Origin of the sequence: Paenibacillus silagei (assembly GCF_017874735.1) — a bacterium.
Lineage (GTDB): Bacteria > Bacillota > Bacilli > Paenibacillales > Paenibacillaceae > Paenibacillus_AQ > Paenibacillus_AQ silagei.
Genome location: NZ_JAGGLV010000008.1, coordinates 212,114 through 231,693, shown reverse-complemented (window position 1 = coordinate 231,693; position 19,580 = coordinate 212,114). Strand labels below are relative to the sequence as shown.

At 49.3% G+C, this 19,580-nt stretch carries 16 protein-coding genes; all 16 read left to right on the top strand.

Annotated features, from left to right (window positions below; genetic code table 11):
* Positions 1-35: 35 nt before the first annotated feature.
* The 16 genes from J2Z70_RS14475 to J2Z70_RS14400 all read left to right on the top strand — a co-directional run bounded on the left by J2Z70_RS14475 (position 36) and on the right by J2Z70_RS14400 (position 19,206).
* Positions 36-302 (top strand): hypothetical protein, encoded by a 267-nt coding sequence (locus J2Z70_RS14475; protein ID WP_209874065.1) that lies wholly within the window; start codon positions 36-38, stop codon positions 300-302.
* A gap of 1,163 nt (positions 303-1,465) precedes the next feature.
* Entirely contained in the window at positions 1,466-2,953 is a 1,488-nt protein-coding gene (locus J2Z70_RS14470; protein WP_209874062.1) for a TOTE conflict system archaeo-eukaryotic primase domain-containing protein, read from the top strand.
* A gap of 2,052 nt (positions 2,954-5,005) precedes the next feature.
* The gene (locus J2Z70_RS14465; protein WP_209874058.1) at positions 5,006-6,154 is read left to right on the top strand and encodes an AMP-binding protein; all 1,149 of its coding nucleotides are present in this window, start codon (positions 5,006-5,008) and stop codon (positions 6,152-6,154) included.
* On the top strand, positions 6,147-6,428 hold the full coding sequence (locus J2Z70_RS14460) for a phosphopantetheine-binding protein (RefSeq protein WP_209874055.1): 282 nt from the start codon (positions 6,147-6,149) through the stop codon (positions 6,426-6,428). Before J2Z70_RS14465 ends, J2Z70_RS14460 begins: the two co-directional genes overlap by 8 nt.
* 26 nt (positions 6,429-6,454) lie before the next feature.
* The gene (locus tag J2Z70_RS14455) at positions 6,455-6,727 is read left to right on the top strand and encodes an acyl carrier protein (protein WP_209874052.1); all 273 of its coding nucleotides are present in this window, start codon (positions 6,455-6,457) and stop codon (positions 6,725-6,727) included.
* A gap of 1 nt (position 6,728) precedes the next feature.
* A complete protein-coding gene (locus J2Z70_RS14450) occupies positions 6,729-7,676 on the top strand; it encodes a DUF6005 family protein (RefSeq protein WP_209874049.1) in 948 nt (315 codons plus the stop codon).
* Positions 7,639-9,012, top strand: a complete 1,374-nt coding sequence (locus tag J2Z70_RS14445) for a glycosyltransferase family 4 protein (RefSeq protein WP_209874046.1) — start codon at positions 7,639-7,641, stop codon at positions 9,010-9,012. Before J2Z70_RS14450 ends, J2Z70_RS14445 begins: the two co-directional genes overlap by 38 nt.
* Positions 8,999-10,795: an ABC transporter ATP-binding protein gene (locus J2Z70_RS14440; RefSeq protein ID WP_209874043.1), complete on the top strand. Its 1,797-nt coding sequence runs from the start codon at positions 8,999-9,001 to the stop codon at positions 10,793-10,795. The genes J2Z70_RS14445 and J2Z70_RS14440 overlap by 14 nt, the downstream gene beginning before the upstream one ends.
* Entirely contained in the window at positions 10,792-12,336 is a 1,545-nt protein-coding gene (locus J2Z70_RS14435; RefSeq protein WP_209874040.1) for a class I adenylate-forming enzyme family protein, read from the top strand. The genes J2Z70_RS14440 and J2Z70_RS14435 overlap by 4 nt, the downstream gene beginning before the upstream one ends.
* Positions 12,320-12,577, top strand: coding sequence for an acyl carrier protein (locus J2Z70_RS14430; RefSeq protein WP_209874037.1), 258 nt, complete (start codon positions 12,320-12,322; stop codon positions 12,575-12,577). The genes J2Z70_RS14435 and J2Z70_RS14430 overlap by 17 nt, the downstream gene beginning before the upstream one ends.
* Positions 12,574-13,716: a phenylacetate--CoA ligase family protein gene (locus J2Z70_RS14425; RefSeq protein ID WP_209874035.1), complete on the top strand. Its 1,143-nt coding sequence runs from the start codon at positions 12,574-12,576 to the stop codon at positions 13,714-13,716. Before J2Z70_RS14430 ends, J2Z70_RS14425 begins: the two co-directional genes overlap by 4 nt.
* Positions 13,717-13,720: 4 nt before the next feature.
* On the top strand, positions 13,721-14,713 hold the full coding sequence (locus J2Z70_RS14420) for an EF-hand domain-containing protein (RefSeq protein ID WP_209874032.1): 993 nt from the start codon (positions 13,721-13,723) through the stop codon (positions 14,711-14,713).
* On the top strand, positions 14,703-15,572 hold the full coding sequence (locus J2Z70_RS14415) for a sugar phosphate isomerase/epimerase family protein (protein ID WP_209874213.1): 870 nt from the start codon (positions 14,703-14,705) through the stop codon (positions 15,570-15,572). The genes J2Z70_RS14420 and J2Z70_RS14415 overlap by 11 nt, the downstream gene beginning before the upstream one ends.
* Entirely contained in the window at positions 15,569-16,855 is a 1,287-nt protein-coding gene (locus J2Z70_RS14410) for an ATP-grasp domain-containing protein (protein WP_209874029.1), read from the top strand. Before J2Z70_RS14415 ends, J2Z70_RS14410 begins: the two co-directional genes overlap by 4 nt.
* Positions 16,856-16,857: 2 nt before the next feature.
* Positions 16,858-18,123 carry a type III PLP-dependent enzyme domain-containing protein gene (locus tag J2Z70_RS14405; protein ID WP_209874026.1) on the top strand — a complete coding sequence of 422 codons (1,266 nt, stop codon included), beginning with the start codon at positions 16,858-16,860 and terminating at the stop codon, positions 18,121-18,123.
* A 30-nt stretch (positions 18,124-18,153) separates the two neighbouring features.
* Entirely contained in the window at positions 18,154-19,206 is a 1,053-nt protein-coding gene (locus J2Z70_RS14400; protein ID WP_209874023.1) for a hypothetical protein, read from the top strand.
* Positions 19,207-19,580 lie beyond the last annotated feature (374 nt).

Here is a 19,580-nt window from a genome sequence, read left to right as displayed (position 1 = left end):
GGGCAAGATCCAGCCGGAAGGGTCTCTTTTTAGCAATGGACCTTACGGGGCCTATAGTTCTAGGTATCCAAGCCATCCGGAAAGCTCTAAGCGCTAAAGGGGTGCCTTTTGAACATTACCGTGATCGGTTTGAGACTGCTAGTGAATTTGAAATTGCAGCGACAAAAATCAGAAACTTTATACTTTTAACAGTTTCTGAGTTAGTGGATTTCTGTGATAAGCTTGGTATCGTTCCAGGTATTCTTCTGGTTGATGAGATTGACGCAGAACCATCTCTTGTGCCGCCTAAACCGGCACACTAAGGTGAGGCAACAGCAATCTTCAATAAATTTATGGTTCCGATTTATATGAGTGTTAACCTAGGTGAAAATAATGTTCAAACGATACGCGATCATATGGCCTCAGTAGGAGAACCATTGATCAGAAGCATTGCCAAAAAGATGGGTATTTCGCTGGATTAACAACTCAAGGTATCACATTTACCAGAAATTAAAGAAGTAGCATACGCGCCTTTTTTTATATTCCTCGTTTTCGGCCTGTAGCAACCCTGCGTGTGAGAAGCCCAGTGATTGGGATATCGCCTTTAGCAGTGACTTTCCCTGCTTTACTCGGAAGCATTCAGGTTATCCTTCGGATGGGAACATCCCACCTGGCTTGATACGAAAGCAATCAGGGCCGCCACGCTGATGTCAGATATGCGGCTGATGGCAAACCACCTGTTTTGTTTGGCGTATGGATGGAACCGCTCGTTCTGTTGGGATTCGTCCGAGGCATATGGAAACCAAGCAAAAGAGACATACAAAAAGAACCACACTGTGTGGTTCTTTTTGTATGTCTCAAAATCTATTCTATCATTAACTTGACAAATAGAAATAAACCTGGTATAATTGTTCTTAGAAACAAAAGTTACTAAGTAACATAACAGGAGAGACATATTGCTAATTGGGTGCTCAATGGTTTTCTGATGTTGGTAGCATCAGAATTCACTAATTTCATTCACCTACATAACTATAAATGTTTACAGGAACCAATATATCAAAAAATATTGTCTATTGTCAAGTTTTTTCGATTTTTAGACATTACTTAGAATTGTTTCTGTACTTCATTTCGAATGAACTTTAGCCATTAATATATAGCCCTGATAGAAAGGATTTTTGGTTTATAGCAATACTGACCTCTCTGAGTTTTTAAAAAAGGAGGTCTTCACTTGAAGATATGTTATTTCCCTCGTTCCACACGCGTAAGAGAGCACGATAGATCCGCACATTCTGTCCGAGGTCATTTTCGTAATATGCGACATGGTCGAGTATGGATATCATCGCACATTCGTAGTGGTTCTATAGTTTGTGAGCATTGCCGTAGTTAATAACCTTTTTAATTCATCGTTCTTCGCCCCTGTCATTCAGGGGCTTTCTTCTATATTCACTTCACATCTCAAAAATGTACATTAAGGAGGACGGACCTGATGCAGATAGTAATTGACAAAATTTTTGATCTTTATTTGATTCAGAATAAGAAATTTCTTATTCAGCTTAAAAATGGTGAATATGTACATAACCAACCAGATATAACTCTTGGTCGCTTTCAATTGAGCAAACACCTTTTAGGCGGTCAGACGATTGGTACATTTTCAGACAGATACAGAACAAAATTTATTTGCTTTGATATCGATTGTGAAAATATAGAGTATGCAAAGTGGATGGCCTATAAAATTACGAATGCTCTTTTTTGTAAAGGCTTTGGAGAATATGTGGTTTCTTTTAGTGGAAAGAAAGGTTACCACATTGAGATTTTTTTAGATAAGGCAATTAGCAATACACTGGCACTTCGATTTTTTCACTTTATATTATTTTGCGCAGAAATACCTACTGGACGAACAGAACAGGGGCAAGTTGAGTACAGGCCTTCCAATTCACTAGGAGTTAAAATCCCACTTGGAGTACATCAAATAACAAAAGAATTTTGCGGGTTCTGCTGTGTAGAAGAAGGGATGCGAGTGTTTAATAAAAACGAATCTACCGAATACCTAACTTCTATAAGGAAATCTAAAGCAGAGAACATTCTAAATGTTTTAAATGAGTATTATCCGGACGAACTTAAAAATAAAATAAATTTTGATTTATCTAGTGGAACTCGAGCAAAAGGTCATGCAAATACTGATTATCAAATAATTGATAAGCCTAATGAATTTACATTTGCTCATGCTTCTAATCTGTATCAGAACGGAATGTCCGGATCGGGTCAACGCCACAATTCATTTATGTTGTTGGCTAGATTAATGAATCATAACGGAGTTAGACCTGATGAGGCGAAGATAGAGATAATGAACTGGCTAGAAATTCAGAATGAGCAATTTTATAAAACAAGTTGGGATGAGTGCCTTAAAGATGCTAGTAATGTAACTGATTTTGTTTACTCCAATAACTTATCCCTTTTCAAAAATGAGAAGGAACTAGTAGTGAGTACACCAGAGATTGATGCAATAATTAAAAATTGTATAGAAAAAAATTTAAAAATACTTATGTATTCAATCCTAATACATTCGAAACGTTGGGCTGCTGAAGAGAATGGAAATTTTTACATGACTTACGAACAGATGGCGTTAGCAGCACGCATCAGCATTCGAACAACCATACGTTTAGTAAAAAAATTAGAGGATATCGGTATGATCGAAGTGTTAAGACGTGACCAAAAGCAAAAAGGGACCTTTAAAAAATTGCCCAATATTTATCGTTTATTAATTGATCAGTTAATTGAAAGTGAATTACCTATATTGGATAATCGAAAATGTGATGTTCTGCAGAATTTAGCTTTTGAGGAATGCCTTAGGTTTTTCTATAGTGATGATATATTAAGACAAATATTACCCCGTAGGCAGTATTCAATATTCACAAAAAATAAGAAAATCTTGGATCTTGGAGGTAGTTTAGTTTTTCAAAATTTAAAAAGGTAATACGGTATGTAGAAGAAATGTCTTAACGCAGTAAAATTTCGATAATTTTTCAATAAGTCAGTAAATATCGAGGCCGTTTGGCAGTCTTCTCTCTTTTTCTTAAAATAATTTAATATACAAAAACAAAATCTATTATATGCCATATTGTGCATATGTATTTTAACGTTATGTTTAATTGTTTTATGATGTGTATGGATACCAGTGATGGGTTGATATTTTATTACTGCACGATGGGGTTAAGGGAGAGGTAGTGTTTAATCTATTAAGTAGTTTTGACCTTCACCTTTATAGATAACGTGATAAAAAGGGTATAGTTTAACCAATAACCCATAACATTACGATAACGTTATGGATTATTGGTGTTATTAGTTAAATCAACGAGTCCCATAAAGAATTAAAGTGTTTTTGAAATGTTGTAGCGGACCTAAATATGCATATTATAACTAAATGCTATCAATTTAATTGGTCCTAGATCGCGGCATGAGGAAGCTGCTATAGAGGGTAAACACTATCTTATCGTTATCCTGCGTACCGAAATCTGTGGATCACCAGTCTGCACAGCCAAAATTCCGTCTGGCTCTGCAGCGGCACTTTGACACTAAAGGCGAGATGTCTTCTGAGGTACAACTAGTGTTATACTGCTCTCTAATATCTTAGGCCTAAGGCAGTTATTGGTGAGAGTGTTTTCGGCAGGATGGTTGGTTAAGCCGGCGGCTTCATGCAGGTCATTTACTGCCACGTCGCCGGACGTATCGGAGGCTGACGGAAGCAGTATACATTATACTTCAGGATCACCCAAACAGCCGTATATCCGAATTCCAAAAAAACTGCAAGACACATCACCCAATTAGCTCAGGATATACCATATCCGCCTGTACCTAAGGTTAAGGAAGCTGCTGATACTGAGAATAGTGGAGGATTAGCCAGCTTCAAAACTGGGTAGTGAAGAAGGGCCCATGATAGATGATGTGTTCGCCGGTGGTAAACTGCAGGAGATGTCTCTGTTAACTATCACTTCATTTTTTCCATACACTTTACCATCTGGTTTCATCTCCGCACCAGGCTACTCCCGGAAAATGCGAAGTCGAAACAAACTGATCCGACCGTAGGTGTCCCCAATGCTCTACGATTATTCGAAACAAACTACTCTGCCTCTCACATTTGGTTGCTCAGTTTGTAACTACATGACCCCATAATACTGACCTTTTGGTATACCGATTGCAACATATTCTAATCACAAGTAATGATTTAATTACTACATGCTAATAATGTATATAAAAGCACTATAAATCAGCGTATAAGAAACAATCAAAGTTAAATGTTTGTATTATTAGCCCTTGTTGGTTGTATCTGATTTTGCTATACTTCACCAAATTTACAATAAAGTATTTTTTAGGATAATTTGGATGTCACTTTATGCCAGGGCGTACCGCTGCGGCCTGGAGACTGCAGAATTTTCATCGTTTTTAATGTTAATTCTTGGGCTTTTAAGGCTAATGAAATAGAATCCATAATGGTAGACCGACAATTATGACCGTCCGGAGGGAAAATGTAAATCACTAGTGCTCTAAGTAAAGCAAGCTGCAGGAATAAGCAAAGAAGACGTTGACGAATTATGCTTAACCCTCTATTCTCTTTAACAAGCTATTGTGAAACCCATTTATCAGTAAAAAAACGAACCCCTTCTACATTGAAGTGCACCCCTTATAGTCGACATTGGATAAACACCTGGTGTTTATAATGATGAAAACTATATGGGGTGCTTTTCGTTATGATGGAAAGGGAACGGAATAACGTACAATTTTGAAATAAAGATGAAGGCAATTGAGATGCGGCTGCAATGACAAGAAAGCACTATTCACTAAAAGAGAAGGAAAACGTCGTTATGTGGCGAAAATACTCAAAGAAGTAAAAAAATCTCATGGGAAAGGAGACCCCATGTTCATTGTTAATAAAGAACATTATGACCAGCATGAACTGGAACGTCGAATACACGCGATATACGCATTATTGGGTTCCTCTGCTTGGAAGAAACGGCGGACAGCTGTATGCATGAAGGAACCGGCGAATATTCTGGCCGCCACGGAGCTGATGATTAGGAATGAGGGTTCGGTGCTTCTGATCAACGGCGACACCCCGATTGAAACCGCTCTCAGTCAAGCCGATGACGCAGGCTGTACGGGTCTGCTGACCGACGCAGGAGGCAGCACCGTCTTTCACCCTCTGCACTCACGCCTGGATCGGATTAACGGGGAGCCGTCCTTGCTTCAATTCAGCTCAGGCACGACCGGCGCTCCCAAGTTAGTGGAACGGTCTTGGTCTCATGTGCAAATGGAAATCGAGGCCTACAACAAGCTGCTGCCCTGCAGCGGGGAGGATACACCGATCATTCTGGTGCCCGTATCCCATTCCTTCGGATTCATCACAGGCACGCTTTCCGCACTTAAGCGCGGTGTAGAGCCGGTTATCGTGACGGACAAGAACCCCAAGTTCGCCCTGCATCTCATGCAGCAGCATGATCGCCATGTGGTATATGCGGTGCCCTTCCTCTTTCAAATTCTGCTCAGCCTGATGAGAGAGAAGGTGCTTCTTAGAAAGCTGGTATCCTCTGGTTCTCCGATGTCAGCAGAACTGCTGAACAGGCTTGGGGGTGCAGGGGTGGAGGTGATCCAGCAATACGGGTGCTCTGAGGCGGGCTGCATCTCGCTTGGCGACCGGCCCTCCGGTTCTACGGATGCCGGGATTTTGCTGGAGCATATGGCAATTGAAAGGCCCGGAACCCCGGAGCAGCCGGATGAAATTATCATTACTACTGGCGGACGCCGGATTCATACCGGAGATTTGGGCTATTGGTCGGGCGGCAGGCTTCATGTCCAGTGCCGGATGGATGATCTGATTAATGTGTCAGGACTGAAGGTAGCTCCCTCCGAGGTGGAGGATGTCATCCGAAGGCTGGACGGCGTTCAGGAAGCTGTCGTGCACAAGGCTCCGCATCCCGTTTGGGGGGAAGCTGTCAAAGCCCGAATCGTCCGGAAGGGCGATGCGCTGTCTCAGGAGGAGGTGAAGAGGTGGTGCGCGCGGTTTCTGCCTGCTTATAAAGTTCCGGGCTTTATTGCTTTTACGGAGGACATTCCGAAGACGAGTACAGGGAAGGTTATGCGAAAACAATTGGTAGAAGAGGAGTATGGTATTCATGGATAAGGAACAAACGATAGCTCAATTGAGGCAGGTCATGTCCGAACAATTGGAGCTCGCTCTCCCGGACGTCATTAAAGAGGAAGACCGGCTGTACGAAGATTTAAACGTAGATTCGATCATGGTACTCCAATTGGTGGTCTACATCGAGGAAGTGTTCAGCGTAACTGTTCCCGAGGAGGATTTGGATCCTGCCGTCTTCCAAACGGTCGGTTCTTTAGTCGATTTCATCCATGCCCTTAAGGGGGAGCCCATCGCCCAAGTGGAAACCAAATCTTAAGATCATAGAAAAGGATGGATATGATGATGAACGTGAATGAACAGGATATCATACAATTCGTGATTGACCGGGTGGCCGATTTGACCTCCAGACCGGAGCTGGCGGAGGAATTGAATGGGGACTCCCCATTGGAGGATGCAGGCGTGGATTCGGTGCTGCTGGTCAACCTGATGATGCAGATTGAACAGCAGTACGAGATTTTTTACGAGGACGACGAGCTTCTGCAGGAGAACTTCGCCACCGCGCGCTTGATCTCACAGCGCATCTTGGCCAAACGGGCCGTTCAAACCGAGGTTTGATGTGAAACAAGCCCATTGCTTTCTGAACGGACTCGGTTATGGCTTGGAGCAAGCCGGGTGGGATGAACGTCCGCTCTATATCGGTGCTTGGGACGCGCCATTCAGCGTTACGGAGGACGGCAAGCTGACCTATTTCTCAGCGGACATCACCCCGTCGGAATATTTGCGGCTGTTCACCCGTCTGTACGGGGAAGGGGCCGTGGAGTGGTATGATTACGGGGCCGAAAAGCTCGTCAACCTGAAGAAGTTCCTGGAGGTCCTGCGGCGTTATCCGGAGCTTCCTGTTTTGGTACAGCTCGACCTGTTTCATATGCCCTATCAAAAAAGAACGTTTCAAACCATGCATCAGCCCCATTTTGTCATCGTACACGGAACGCGGGGCGATCAATTCGTGGTATACGACCGCTATTTTGAGTGGGAAGGGTTAGTGGCCGCGAGCCATGTACACGATGCTTTTCTGAGCAATGAGTTGGGCGGGGGACTGCTGCTTCATCCCGAATGGCTCCATGCGCCGGACGCTCACGAGGTGGCGAGAATCTTCGAGGATACGATCGAGACCGATCCGGGTGAACGATCGCTAACCAGCACGGTGAGGCGGAGGATTATGCAGACGGTGGAGTCGCCCGATATGTATCCACCCGGGGCCTTGAAGGATGCTGTATCCCAGCTAGGCATCCTCGCCAAACGCAAATACAGCTACGGGCTGCTGTATCAATATTTTTCGGAAGCGCTTAATCAAGGTACGGAGCTGTATCAGGAGCAGCTGGAAGGCTTCATAAGAATGTGGAGTACGCTCGCTTACCTGGTGATCCGTACGTCCATGCCGGGACGAACCGGAGAAATCGGACTGCTGGTGGATAAGGTGGAGCAGCTGCACAGGACGGAGCAACAGCTGAAGGAGGAATTGATCGATGTCTATCACCGCTGGAAACCTCGATTTACATGCTGAGTGCAGACCTAGGGTGGGCTGCTTCGATGGCCATTCCCCCCGGTTGAACGAACGGGTGATTGATGACCAATGGACAGGGTATCTGGCTGAATATACGGAGCTGGTCCGCATTCCGCCGGTGCGCTTTGCCAAGATCTTCGGGGGTTCGCTTCGCCAGTTCTCCAAGCAGCCGATGTCTTCGCTTCCGCAAGCATCGGAGCGGCTAGCCCGCTTATGCGAGGAATACGGAATCGATACGCTTTATGTGAACGCTCCTTATTTCATGCCTTTCCTGATGCTGGTCCGGAGCTTCGCCAAGCTTCCGCTTCGCTTCATGGTTATCGCCCATTCCGTCGCATCCGCCCGTTGGCTGACAACCTGGCTGTCCTGTGCGCCTTGGATTACAGAACAGGATGTGCTGCTTGCCAGTACGGAATCTTGCAGACAGGCGCTGGTGAATATCTCCCCCCGGTATGCGCATGCCCATAAGATCCCGTTATGCATCGACACCTTGCTGGCTGCGGAGCCGGTTCAGCCGCTTGCCGGTAAACATCTGTTATCCATCGGCCGGCTGGAAGAGGTAAAGAACATTCATGTGCTCTTAGCGGCTATGGCGGAAATCAAGCAGCGTATCCCGGACACGGTATTGACGATTGCCGGAGAATATACGGGGTCTGTGCAGGAAGCGGACCAGTATCAAGAACGGCTTAAAGCCATCGTAGCGGAATATAGGCTGGAGCAAGCCGTGGAGTTTACAGGTCCCGTCCATGGGAGTGAGAAAGACCGCCTGTTCCGGGAATCCAGCCTGCTGGTCAACCTCTCCACCGATCCGGGAGAGACGTTTGGCTTCAACCTTCTGGAAGCGAAAGCCTACGGCCTTCCTGTGGTCTGCACCAGCTGGGACGGTTTCCGGGAGCTGCTTGTTGACGGCGGGGACGGTTCCTTCGTCCAGGTAGACTGGTCCGGTGAACAGCCGAAGATCGATCTGGACGGGCTGGTTCGCAGCTGCACCGGGGTTCTGCTGGATGAGAAGCTTCACGGCAATCTCTCGCAAGGCGCGCGGCGCAATGCTCTAATGTACGACTATCGAACCATCATGCCGCAGATCCAGAGGCTCCTGAATGTTCCCCTTGGACAGATAGCGGGTGAGGGGGAGGAGACCGCCCTGCTGGAAGCTTCTATGAGAACACTGAACGAAATCTATCATTGCAGCTTATTGGAAGCGACAGGCTGCTTGAGTGAATCGCCGTTGTCGGTTCTGGATTGGCAGCCGCCTGGTGACACGGAGGAATGGATGCGCAGGGTGAAGCCGCTAATTCAACATTTTGCCGGGAGGAACCATCATGCACACGTTTAAACTCTTCCGACGTCTTGCTCCCTACGTGAAGATCAAATGGAATTTAACCTTGATCGCTTATGCTTGTACGTTCCTGCAATTGGGACTCGTCATGCTTCAGCCCTTAATCTTCGCCTATCTGATCGACCACGTGCTGATTGAAGGAAACCGTGACCTGATTGTCCCGCTGCTTAGCCTTTCCTTGGGAATCGGTGTTCTCTCCATCGTGTTCCTGTTTATCCGGGTAGGTCTGTTCCGCTATCTGGGCATCTGTAATATGCTGGATATCCGGGACGAGCTGTTGAAGCATGTCAGGCAGATTCCCATTCCGGAAATTCAGAAGCAAGGACCCGGGAAATTCACGGCCTTGCTCGGGATGGATACAGCTACGATGGGTAATTTCCTCAATCACATTCTGGTCGAGATTACCTCACAGCTGTTTATGATGCTGATCTCCCTCGGAACCCTGTTCTATATGGACTGGCGGCTTGGCATCATTGCGACGCTTAGTATCCCCTTCCTCTTATGGGTGCCAGGGCTGTTCCGCAACGCTGTGGTGCGTTATTCGTCCGACGTTCGAACCCACAATGAAGAGATAGGAGCCTATCTCTATGAAGCGATCGAGAGCTCGCAGGAAATCCGGGCTTTAGGACTAGAGGGATGGGAACGGAAGCGGAATGAAACGATGTACAAGGGGCTGGTGAAGGCCAGCACCCGGGAAACGCTGTATGCCGTTATGTCGTTTCAAATCAGTGGTTTCGTGATTAGCCTGATTCTGGCTGCCATCTATTGGATCGGCAGCTACCAGGTGCTTGACCAAGTTATGACCGTTGGCATGATGGTTGCTTCCGTAACCTATCTGCAGAACGCTCTGAATCCGGTACAGCAGATTAACAACTTTTTCAGAGAGCTTCAAGGCGCGGAAGTTGCAATGGGCAGAATCGAGCAATTCATCCAGACCCCGATCGATCTCTATTCGGAAAATGAGAGGAAGCAGGCTTCGCCTGCAAAGGAGCCTCAGCTTGAAGCAACGCCGTCCGATATCGAGGTGTGCAGTCTGCGCGTCGGGTACGGTGGAACGGAAATCTTGAAGGATCTATCCCTGTCGCTGTCTCCGGGCAAGGTATATGCTTTCGTCGGACGAAGCGGGGCAGGGAAATCCACCCTTTTCCGTGCGCTTATCGGGATGATGCCCATTCTCGAAGGTGAAATTCGCATCGGCGGACAGAATCTGGAGGAGATGACCCGCAGCGCGATCAGCCGCAAGGTTGGCATCGTGTTCCAGGAGCCTTACTTGTTCCGGGGTACCCTTATGGAAAATATTGCTGTCGGGAAGCTGGACGCTGCGGAGGAGATGATCCTGCAAGCAGCCCTGAATGCGCGGCTCGGCTCTCTGCTGGATCAACTGCCTGAAGGACTCCACACGAAGATTGACCATAAAGGCTTCCAGCTGTCTGGCGGACAGCGGCAGAGGCTGGCTATTGCGCGTGCCCTCTTGCATAATCCCGATATTCTTATCCTGGACGAACCGACCTCCGCCTTGGACCAGCTTACGGAGAGTGAACTCATGGATTCCATACGCCACACCATGGCGGGCAAGACGGTTCTGGTAGCCACCCATCGCCTGCAAACCATTATGAACGCGGACCGTATTCTGGTGATGGAGAACGGTTGTCTGGTGGCGGAAGGCGACCACGAAGAGCTCATGAAGCAATCGCCTGAGTATTATGCTATGGCATCGACCTTCGAACGCGATACATCTGTGGCCGGACAGGCATCTCATAAAGAGGGGGTTACGGTATGAATGGCACAGGCACACTCAGGGAATTGTTTCAACGTGCACGAAGGCATGACCGGGGAATCACTTACGCGGCACGAAGCGGCGAGTCCGTCTCTACAAGTTATGCGGAACTCGGAAACCGCATGGACCTGCTCGCTGAACGGCTGAAGCAGGAGCAGCTGCGACCGAATTTCATCGGGGCCGTCTGGATGGCTCCGACGCCGGAGTGTCTGGCTGTCATCGGGGCCGTCATTTTGGCGGGAGGCATTCCGCTCCCCATCCACAGCTACATGCCAGGACAGGACATGCTTCGCCTCATCCGCAAATTTGAACCCGAAGTTGTGTTCGTCTCGGAAGAGAAGCTTCCAATCCTTACGGAATGGAACATGCAAGGGGAAGAGCTGCCATTCTGCCTGTATACAGGTATGGCAAACGGACCGGTTGCAGGAATCGGCGCTGCTCCGCGGCCGGTACGCCGATACACGCCGCCAGAGGCCGCGCGTATGATATTCCTCTCCTCCGGTTCGACGGGAGAGCCGAAGGGTATCATGCTGAGCGACCACAACATGCTGTCCAATGTGGACGCAATCCTGGACTACACGTCTCTGTGCGACAAGGACATCGTGCTGCTCTCGAAGTCACTGGGTTACTGCTCGACCATTGTTGGGGAATGGTTTGCCGCCATGGCCTCCGGAGCCAATCTTGTGCTAAGCGGGGGCTTCGTGCATCCCTTCGAGATGATCCAGTGCGTCCGTACGAACAAGGTGACCTTCTTATGCACTGTGCCGTCTGCGATCCTGCCCCTAATCCATTCCGCCAAATGGTCGGCGGAGGATCTGCTCACGCTCCGGCAGATGCTCATTGTCGGCGGCCCGATGCCTGCCGTCATGCTCCTTCGTCTGGCTGACCGTCTGCCTCACGTGCGGCTGACGCCCTCGTATGGACTGACCGAAGCCTCTCCGCGCGTCTCGTATTTGCCCTACGCGCAGTTGAGGACGAAACCGCAATCCGCCGGGATACCCATTAACGGCGTCGAGCTGGCCATCGTTCAGGACGGAAGGGAAGCTGCAACAGGGGAGAGTGGAGAGGTGGTCGTTCGCGGGCCGAATGTGATGATCGGCTATTATGACGATCCGGATCGCACCCGCGAGATCCTAGGGCCCCTCGGCCTGCATACCCGGGATACCGGGTATCTGGACGGGGATGGATATTTGCACTTGACCGGGCGAACCGATAACGCTCTCCTTGTCGGGGGACACACGGTATACCCGGAAGCGGTCGAAAGCGTCCTATTAAGCTTGCCTGGGGTGGCGGACGCTGCTGTATCGGCAATAGAAGACCTTCAATGGGGACACCGTCTGATTGCCGTAGTAGTATCCGAAGCTTCCACAGAGCCTGTCAGTAGCCCGGAGCTGCATGCCTGGTGCGTAAAGCGGCTATCCTCGGCCTTGCGTCCCAGGGAATTCCGCTTCGTTACGGCTCTGCCCAGAACAGCCAGCGGAAAGCTGGACCGCAAAGCCCTGAAATCTATGGTGAAGGAGGAAGAGCATGTCCACCGAGCATGAAGATCTATTCTTTAAGGTGAGAGATACGATAGCCGCTGTAGCCAAGAGGCTAACAAGCGAGGTCGAGCTGGACCATGCTTTGGTAGATGATCTGGGAATCGACTCCATTCAAATTCTGGAGCTTCTGGCGGCTCTGGAGGATACATTCGGCTTTGAGCTGGATGTGGACGATATTCGCCCGGAATCGTTCCGAAGCGTCCAGGCCGTATTGCATTTTGTAGAACGCAAGGTGGCTTCATGAAAGTGTTCACCCCGGGCCAATTGCAAGAGCTGGCCGACGAATTGCGCCGGACTTATCCGTTTTATAACCCTTATGCGGACGTTGATTTCCATCAGCTGCCGATTACAGACAAACACTTGATCGCAGGCAACCGCGCCCTTTTCGAACATCCCGATGCAGGAAGAGTGATCGAATCGTTCACCTCGGGAACTACCGGAGTGCCGCTGCGCTGCGTGAAAACCCCGGAGGAGATATGGAAGCTCTCCCTGACCCTGTATAAGCATAGAAAAAAGTGGGGGCTTCCGCTCAGGCACCGGATGCTGCTGCTGAGCAACCGTCTGCTGGCGGAGCCCAGGTCTCTTAGACATTATGCAGAGCTGATGATCAGGGAGGATCCTCATTTTATCCAGGGGAGAGCTTCCGCTCTCTGCGCGTTGGCCGAATATATGCGTGACGAGGGATATTCGTTGCCGTCTTCCCTCCTGTTTACCCAGAACTGGGGCGAAACGCTGCATGGCTCCCAGAAAGAACGGATCGAGGAGGTGTTCCGCGTTCCATGCGTAGACTATTACGGACTGGAAGAGTTCTGGTGTATCGCGTTCGCAGGCCAGAGCGGCCAACTGGAAATCGATGAGTCCGCCGTATATGTGGAAATTATCGATTCGGTCTCCGGACTCCATGTAGAGGAGGGGGAATTCGGCGAAGTGTTGGTCACCTCGCTGATCATGAGGAGTCTGCCTTATGTCCGTTACCGGACAGGGGATATCGGAAGTATTCGCAGGGACCCTGAAACCGGCCGTCTCCTTCTTGGGCTGCTTCCCGTTCGAACATCCCAGATTCGGCTGCCGGGAGCGCAGGTGCATTCCGCCGTCTTCCGGTATTTGGACAAGTTTTTTTGGGAGCTTGCTGCAGCCAGAGGAGTCCGTCAATTTCAGATCGTACAGAATACGTACACCTCTTTTTCCGTCCGGCTGGCGACTGAAGCCCCGCCAAGCGAGTTCGGGGACGTACAGACCAAGCTATCCGCTTTTCTTCACCAAGCGGCGGGCAAGCCGGTGAAATTGTCCATAGAAACCGTCTCAAGGCTCGAAGCCGATCCCGTCAGCGGCAAAATACCGTCCTTTGTCTGCCGTATTTCCTCAAATGAAGAAGGAGAATGAAGAGATGACGTCTCATACGGATACGCCGGCTGCCAAGCCGGAAATGTTGAAGCTGGCGGCGATGGAATGTGCAGCTTCCTGCATCCTGACCCACTTATACCGGTCCGGGGCCAACCCTGATCTGTTCCTGCTGGATTACTGGAATGTCAATTATGTGTCGCGCATTATTACGGCGAGCCAGCATGTGCGATTGAACAAAAGCTTGCCCTTTCTGTACGGCATCCATCTGGTCTACAAGGGAACTGGACCTGAGGCGCTAAAGCAGTCTGTTCAGTCAGGGAACCGTGCGGTAGTGAAATGCCGCCCATCCGATCTGGATTTTTTCCCACCCCATATGCTGGGCATGGCGGAGAGCGGATTCGAGCATTATATCCTCGTAGATAGCTTCGATGAAGTGCGTAACGCCTTCAGAGTATTCGATCCCATTGTCGATTTCAACGGATTCCTGACCGGTGAAGAGCTTATGCGGGCATCGGCGGAGCCGGGAGAGGAGGAAATCATTTTCTACGAGCTTCAGCCGGATCAAGAAGGGAAGGTCTTCGAGTCACCCGGCAAGCATGATATCTTCGCCTATGCAGCCAAGCGAAACTACGAAATGTATGTCCGTTCTCAATACAGTTCGGGTACCGCCGCATTGGACAGCTTTGCCCGGGATTTGCAGGAATCTCTAGCTTTAAGCCCGGAACAAACGTCGAACTGGTTGAGCCAGAACTCGATCGGCATTGCTTCCATAACCAAGCTCCGGTCCTCCATATGGAAGAGTTTTACCGGGCTGGGCGTGATGGACAAGGGGCAGGCGCTGGAAGGGACGAACCGGATCAGCGGGATCGTGAAGTTATGGACGACACTGAATTTCCTGCTTGTGAAATACCGCAAAAACATCGGGGACGAAGCGCTGCTGCGCTCAGCTCTTGCCAGGCTGCGGGAGATTCAGAATGCGGAGCTTCAATTCCTGGCCTGGATGAATGGAATAGGCGGTGATCTGACTGAAGTATAATCTATGCACGATTTCTTTTCGGCACGAGCTGGTATCCTTCCGGGAGCTGCTCCGTTATGCTTTTGATACGGGCTTCAATGGTATAGAACTGTGGGGCGTGCATGCCAAGGCTTTGCTTCGCCAACGGGGACAGGAGCTGGGAGGTATGCTGGACGAAATGTTCAGCTACGGGCTCGATATCAGCATGCTGAGCGATTATATCCCTCTCATGGGGAATCTCCCAATGGACGTTCTGCTTAAGGAATGGCAGGACACCGTACAGGCGGCCAAAGCGTTCCACACCAATAAGCTGCGGATTTTCGCCGGAAGCCTGAGCAGTCAATCTCTTGATGAGAAGGACTGGGAGCTTTGCACCGAACGTCTAAAATTCCTCTGCACCGTAGCAGAGAGGGAAGGGGTCTATACCGTCGTTGAGACTCATCCGGGAACCGCTGCCGACGGCTTAGATTCCACACTTCAGCTGCTCAGGCAGACCAGCCACCCTGCCTTGAAGCTGAATTTGGACTTTCTGCACATGTGGGAATCGGGCGCTGATCCCCTTGCCGCCTACGAACGCCTGAAGCCATGGATGGTCAATATCCATCTGAAGAATGTGGAAGCCCGGCAATGGCTCGAAGTATTCTCTCCTGACAATATCTATTCTCCGAGCGGCAGCCGCAGAGGTATTGTAGCCTTGGCCGATGGAGAAATGGACTGCCAAGCCATCATGAAGCGCCTGATCCTGGACCCTACCCAGGCCCCGGTAGCTCTGGAATGGTTCGGAGCCAACCCTTTTCAAATCTTAAAGTCGGAGCTAGGCTGGCTTAAAGGGCTGGAGTCCGGTCTCAAGCCGGAGAAAGTGGAGGTGACGGGAACATGAATAACGCACCTTATGTGGAGCATCTGACCGGAACGCGCGCACCGAAGCTCTGGTACTCCAATATCAATTGGGAACAAGGAAAAGCCGCGCAAGCGATTCGCTTACCCCAAATTAGCAATGCGTCCGGAGACCGGCTCGTATCGCAAATGGATCTCTACCAGATTTATTTGGCTGACCGGGATGATCTTGTTCTCCTGAAAGAGGCTCCGGATCCTGAATTCCTAGCTTATTTGGAAGAAGAGAAGATAATCATGCCATCCATCGCGATTGGCACACGGTCTGAATATACCGGTGAGTTTCGCCACCGGATTGCTGTTCCTTACTTGATGGACGAGCAGGAGGAGCAGTTTCTCAAGGAAAGCGGAGGGAGCTGGATCGGCCCGCCAGCCCAATTGTCCGTGGAACTGAACAGCAAGATCGCAACGCGTAAATTATGCGAAGAAATCGGCTTTCCAGTCAGCGACGGCAGGATATGCGAGGGGCTTGACGCGATCCGCCGTTCTTGCGCCGAGTTGGAGGGACGGCATCCTGGAGCCCGGCTGGTTGTAAAAACCGCTTACGGTTCTTCCGGCAAAGCGCTGTTCCATATCCATCGGGGCGCGGATTTGGAGACGCTGCTCGGATATTTACAGAGGCAGATCTCCCGGGGAGGCGGGCAACCGGTGGTGACGGTGGAACGCTGGCATCAGGTCGAGCGCCATCTGACGGCACAGCTCTGGCTGGGGGGAACCGATTGCGAGATCCTGGCTATGACCGAGCAGAGGATTACGGATGCAGGAGTTTACAGGGGGAGCCGGCTGCACCCGGACCTTCCTGAATCCTTGATCGTAGCTTATACCGAACAGCTGCAACAGCTAGGGAAATCTTTACATTCCCGGGGCTACGAGGGTTTCATCGGGGTAGACTCCATACTGGATGAAGACGGAACTTTAATACCGGTTATTGAGATCAACGCCCGTCTGACCATGGTCACGTATTTGCTGAAGATCCGCAAGCACTTGCTCGAACGCGGGTTTCCTAGAATGGAGACTCAATCCTATGATTTCAAGCTCCACCCTGGAGCCACATTTGCAGAATTTGCCGAAAAGGTGACCTCGATAAGGATCTCTGCCGGACAAGGCGGGGCATTCGTGTATGGTTTCCACCGTGATGGGGAATCGGCAGACCGTATCCGGCCTTGCCGGGTCTCGACTCTGAGCTGGGGTGTGGACGATGAAGCTGAGAAGCTTGCCCGTCAAGGGCTGGAGGAAGCAATCATGGAATGGAGGGGAGCTGTCATATGACTATGGGTTCACAACGACTGTCTAATCAGCAGGAAGTGGGCCAACCCTTTTGGCTGAAAGCAGCCGAGCCGTTTGGATCACCCGTTTATGTATATGACGAGGGCAAGCTGGCCTCCGATTATTTTTCGCTGCGAGACGCTTTACCCAAGGATGTGACGCTATATTATTCCATGAAAGTCAACCCCAATCCGGAGGTATGCCGTCTCATCAACGGCTGGGGTTCGCCGATCGAAGTCGCATCGGTTGGGGAATATGAGATTGCCCGCTCTAACGGGGTACATCCGAACAGCATCGTGTTTACCGGACCGGGCAAAAGCGCGGACGAGATTCATCATGTGCTTCGCCATGGGATCTACGCGATTAATGCGGAGTCCATCCCGGAGCTATTCGTCATTCACGATGAAGCGGTTGCGCTTGGTATGGCCGCTCCCGTTATGTTAAGGGTCAATTTGTCTACTGGAGCCAAAGGCTCGCGTATGTCATCAGTCGGACTTGCCTCCCAGTTTGGCATCGACGACAGTGAAATTAATGAAGCGGTGCACACCGCCATTACCCTTGAAGGGCTAGAGCTGATCGGATTGCATACGTACCAGGGCACGCAAAATTTTCACCTCGACTTTTATCGGGAGAGTGTTCCGATGATGTTCGGTCTCACCCGGCAGGTGCGAAACCAATTCGGCCTGCAGCTTCGATGCTTAGGGCTCGGCGGCGGTTTCGGCGTTCCCATGTTTGAAGGCGATGAGCCGTTTCCTGTCGAAGCTTTCGGGGCGTATCTTGCCGGGGAGTTAGAGCGCAACCGGGATCTGGAACTCAAAATGGTATTCGTAGAATCAGGGCGACGAATTGCCGCAACTATGGGGATTTATGCGGTCAGAGTGCTGTACACCAAGCTCTCCAGAGGCAAAGCCTTCGCCATTGTCGATGGGGGAACCCACCATAAGGCTTTTTCCAGCCTGATGGGACGAAGCTTCAAGCAGCCTCTGCCTCTTCAGCTTTGGAAGGCGGGGGAGCGCAAGCTATACGAATCCGGTGAAGGAGAAGGCCGGATCTCCTACAATGTTTGCGGTAAATTGTGCACTCCCGCAGATGTGCTGCAAGGCAGCGTCATACTACCCCCTCTAGAGCCGGGGGATTGGATCGCGTTTCCCCATATGGGGGCATATGGCTTAACCTGCGGCAATGTTCATTTTCTGTCTCATGCTCTTCCAAAAGAAGTTATTCTTCGCCCTGACGGTACGTTAAATGATGTGAGCTGGCTATCAACCTAATCAGTGAGTTCATCATAGGGAGTTGACCATGTGACACCTACCCATCGGATTTTTCCTTATAATGACATATGGCTTGATTGTGTCAATAATAACTTGATGTCGATTCTCATTAGTCATCATTCATCGTTCGAGAAGCTGCCTCTGACTTTTAAAACGCAGTACTGGAAAAAACTCATCAACCAGACATTCCCCGAAGACAATTTTGAAAGCTTGCTTCATCAAGGATTAATGCTGCCGAAGGTTCAATATGACACGGAACAGCTCTATCATTATCTTCGCTTTGAGGATCAGCTTCTTGAGCAATCTGATATCCCTTTCCTGGATGAGATGATTCAAGGCGCTTTAGACAAGAAGAAATATGTCTTTCTCGATGTGGACCGCTTTTTTTATTCCAGTGGAAGAGAAGCCGGTAAAATACATTTTATCCATCCGACATTTATTCATGGAAAATGTGCGAGTGGGGAGGCATACACAGTAATTGAAGATTGCTTATCCCCAGGGCGAATGCACGATTATCAAACTCCACTTGAAGTCATTGTGGAATCTACACAATATCAAATTACAAGCGGCAGAAAAGTTAGATTCATAATGGTTTCTGTGCATGAAGGATCGATAAGGAATTTTAACCATGATTTTTCAGTACAGGACTCGTTTATCTCAGAACTCAGAAGCAATCTATTGGAGGATAAAGTCGTTTTTCTTGAGCAATATGGTCTTCATTATCAGCTGGGACTAAAAGCGTTGACCGATTATGTAGAAGAATTCGAAGAACTTGTAGGTAATTTAAACGAAACTAGCATATTTGCCTTGAGAAGCAGTTCTTTTGCACAGAATCATAAGAAGAATAACAGGCTTTTTAAGTTACTAGAAGATCAATCGGCCCATACAAATCTCTATAAGCAGTTAGCAGAACAAAGCATGGACCTAAGTCGTTTATGGGAAATTTATAGAACGACAGTTATTAAAATGATCGCATCTAATAGTGTTCGTGATCAAGCGATCGTAAAACTCGAAGAGATTGTGAAGAAAGAATATCACATGGTCAAGACGATGAAGATAGCAGCTGAGGTTAGTAACTCTTAGCAAAAAGGCCGCTAATTGGCTGCCTTTTATTATATGTACGCCCAGCATTGGGCGTTATCTTTAGGGTGAAAGTCCCGAACGGGGCTGGCGAGCGCCTACCGCTAGCCAAGGGTAAGGCTATCCATCGTGAGGTGGAATCTGAAGGAAGCCGGAGGCAAAAGCGCGGGCCAAAGTACACGAACTGGATTCGATGCTGTGCCAGCCGGATGAGTCACCATATCATGACGAAATCCAAAGCTACCAGGGGCTGGCGCGGTAAACTCCAGTGGTCGCGGGCGGAAAGATGACGTTCTTATCTGAGGAAGCTGCCGGATAGGCAAGAAAAAACTTGTAACCGTAGTCGAGAGGCTACGCTGAACCGGCAGGAGTCAGCC

Coding starts and splice junctions, on each gene's coding strand:
- J2Z70_RS14475 (WP_209874065.1), top strand. CDS start 36: ATGGACCTTACGGGGCCTATAGTTCTAGGTATCCAAGCCATCCGGAAA.
- J2Z70_RS14470 (WP_209874062.1), top strand. CDS start 1,466: ATGCAGATAGTAATTGACAAAATTTTTGATCTTTATTTGATTCAGAAT.
- J2Z70_RS14465 (WP_209874058.1), top strand. CDS start 5,006: ATGAAGGAACCGGCGAATATTCTGGCCGCCACGGAGCTGATGATTAGG.
- J2Z70_RS14460 (WP_209874055.1), top strand. CDS start 6,147: ATGGATAAGGAACAAACGATAGCTCAATTGAGGCAGGTCATGTCCGAA.
- J2Z70_RS14455 (WP_209874052.1), top strand. CDS start 6,455: ATGAACGTGAATGAACAGGATATCATACAATTCGTGATTGACCGGGTG.
- J2Z70_RS14445 (WP_209874046.1), top strand. CDS start 7,639: ATGTCTATCACCGCTGGAAACCTCGATTTACATGCTGAGTGCAGACCT.
- J2Z70_RS14440 (WP_209874043.1), top strand. CDS start 8,999: ATGCACACGTTTAAACTCTTCCGACGTCTTGCTCCCTACGTGAAGATC.
- J2Z70_RS14435 (WP_209874040.1), top strand. CDS start 10,792: ATGAATGGCACAGGCACACTCAGGGAATTGTTTCAACGTGCACGAAGG.
- J2Z70_RS14430 (WP_209874037.1), top strand. CDS start 12,320: ATGTCCACCGAGCATGAAGATCTATTCTTTAAGGTGAGAGATACGATA.
- J2Z70_RS14425 (WP_209874035.1), top strand. CDS start 12,574: ATGAAAGTGTTCACCCCGGGCCAATTGCAAGAGCTGGCCGACGAATTG.
- J2Z70_RS14420 (WP_209874032.1), top strand. CDS start 13,721: ATGACGTCTCATACGGATACGCCGGCTGCCAAGCCGGAAATGTTGAAG.
- J2Z70_RS14410 (WP_209874029.1), top strand. CDS start 15,569: ATGAATAACGCACCTTATGTGGAGCATCTGACCGGAACGCGCGCACCG.
- J2Z70_RS14405 (WP_209874026.1), top strand. CDS start 16,858: ATGGGTTCACAACGACTGTCTAATCAGCAGGAAGTGGGCCAACCCTTT.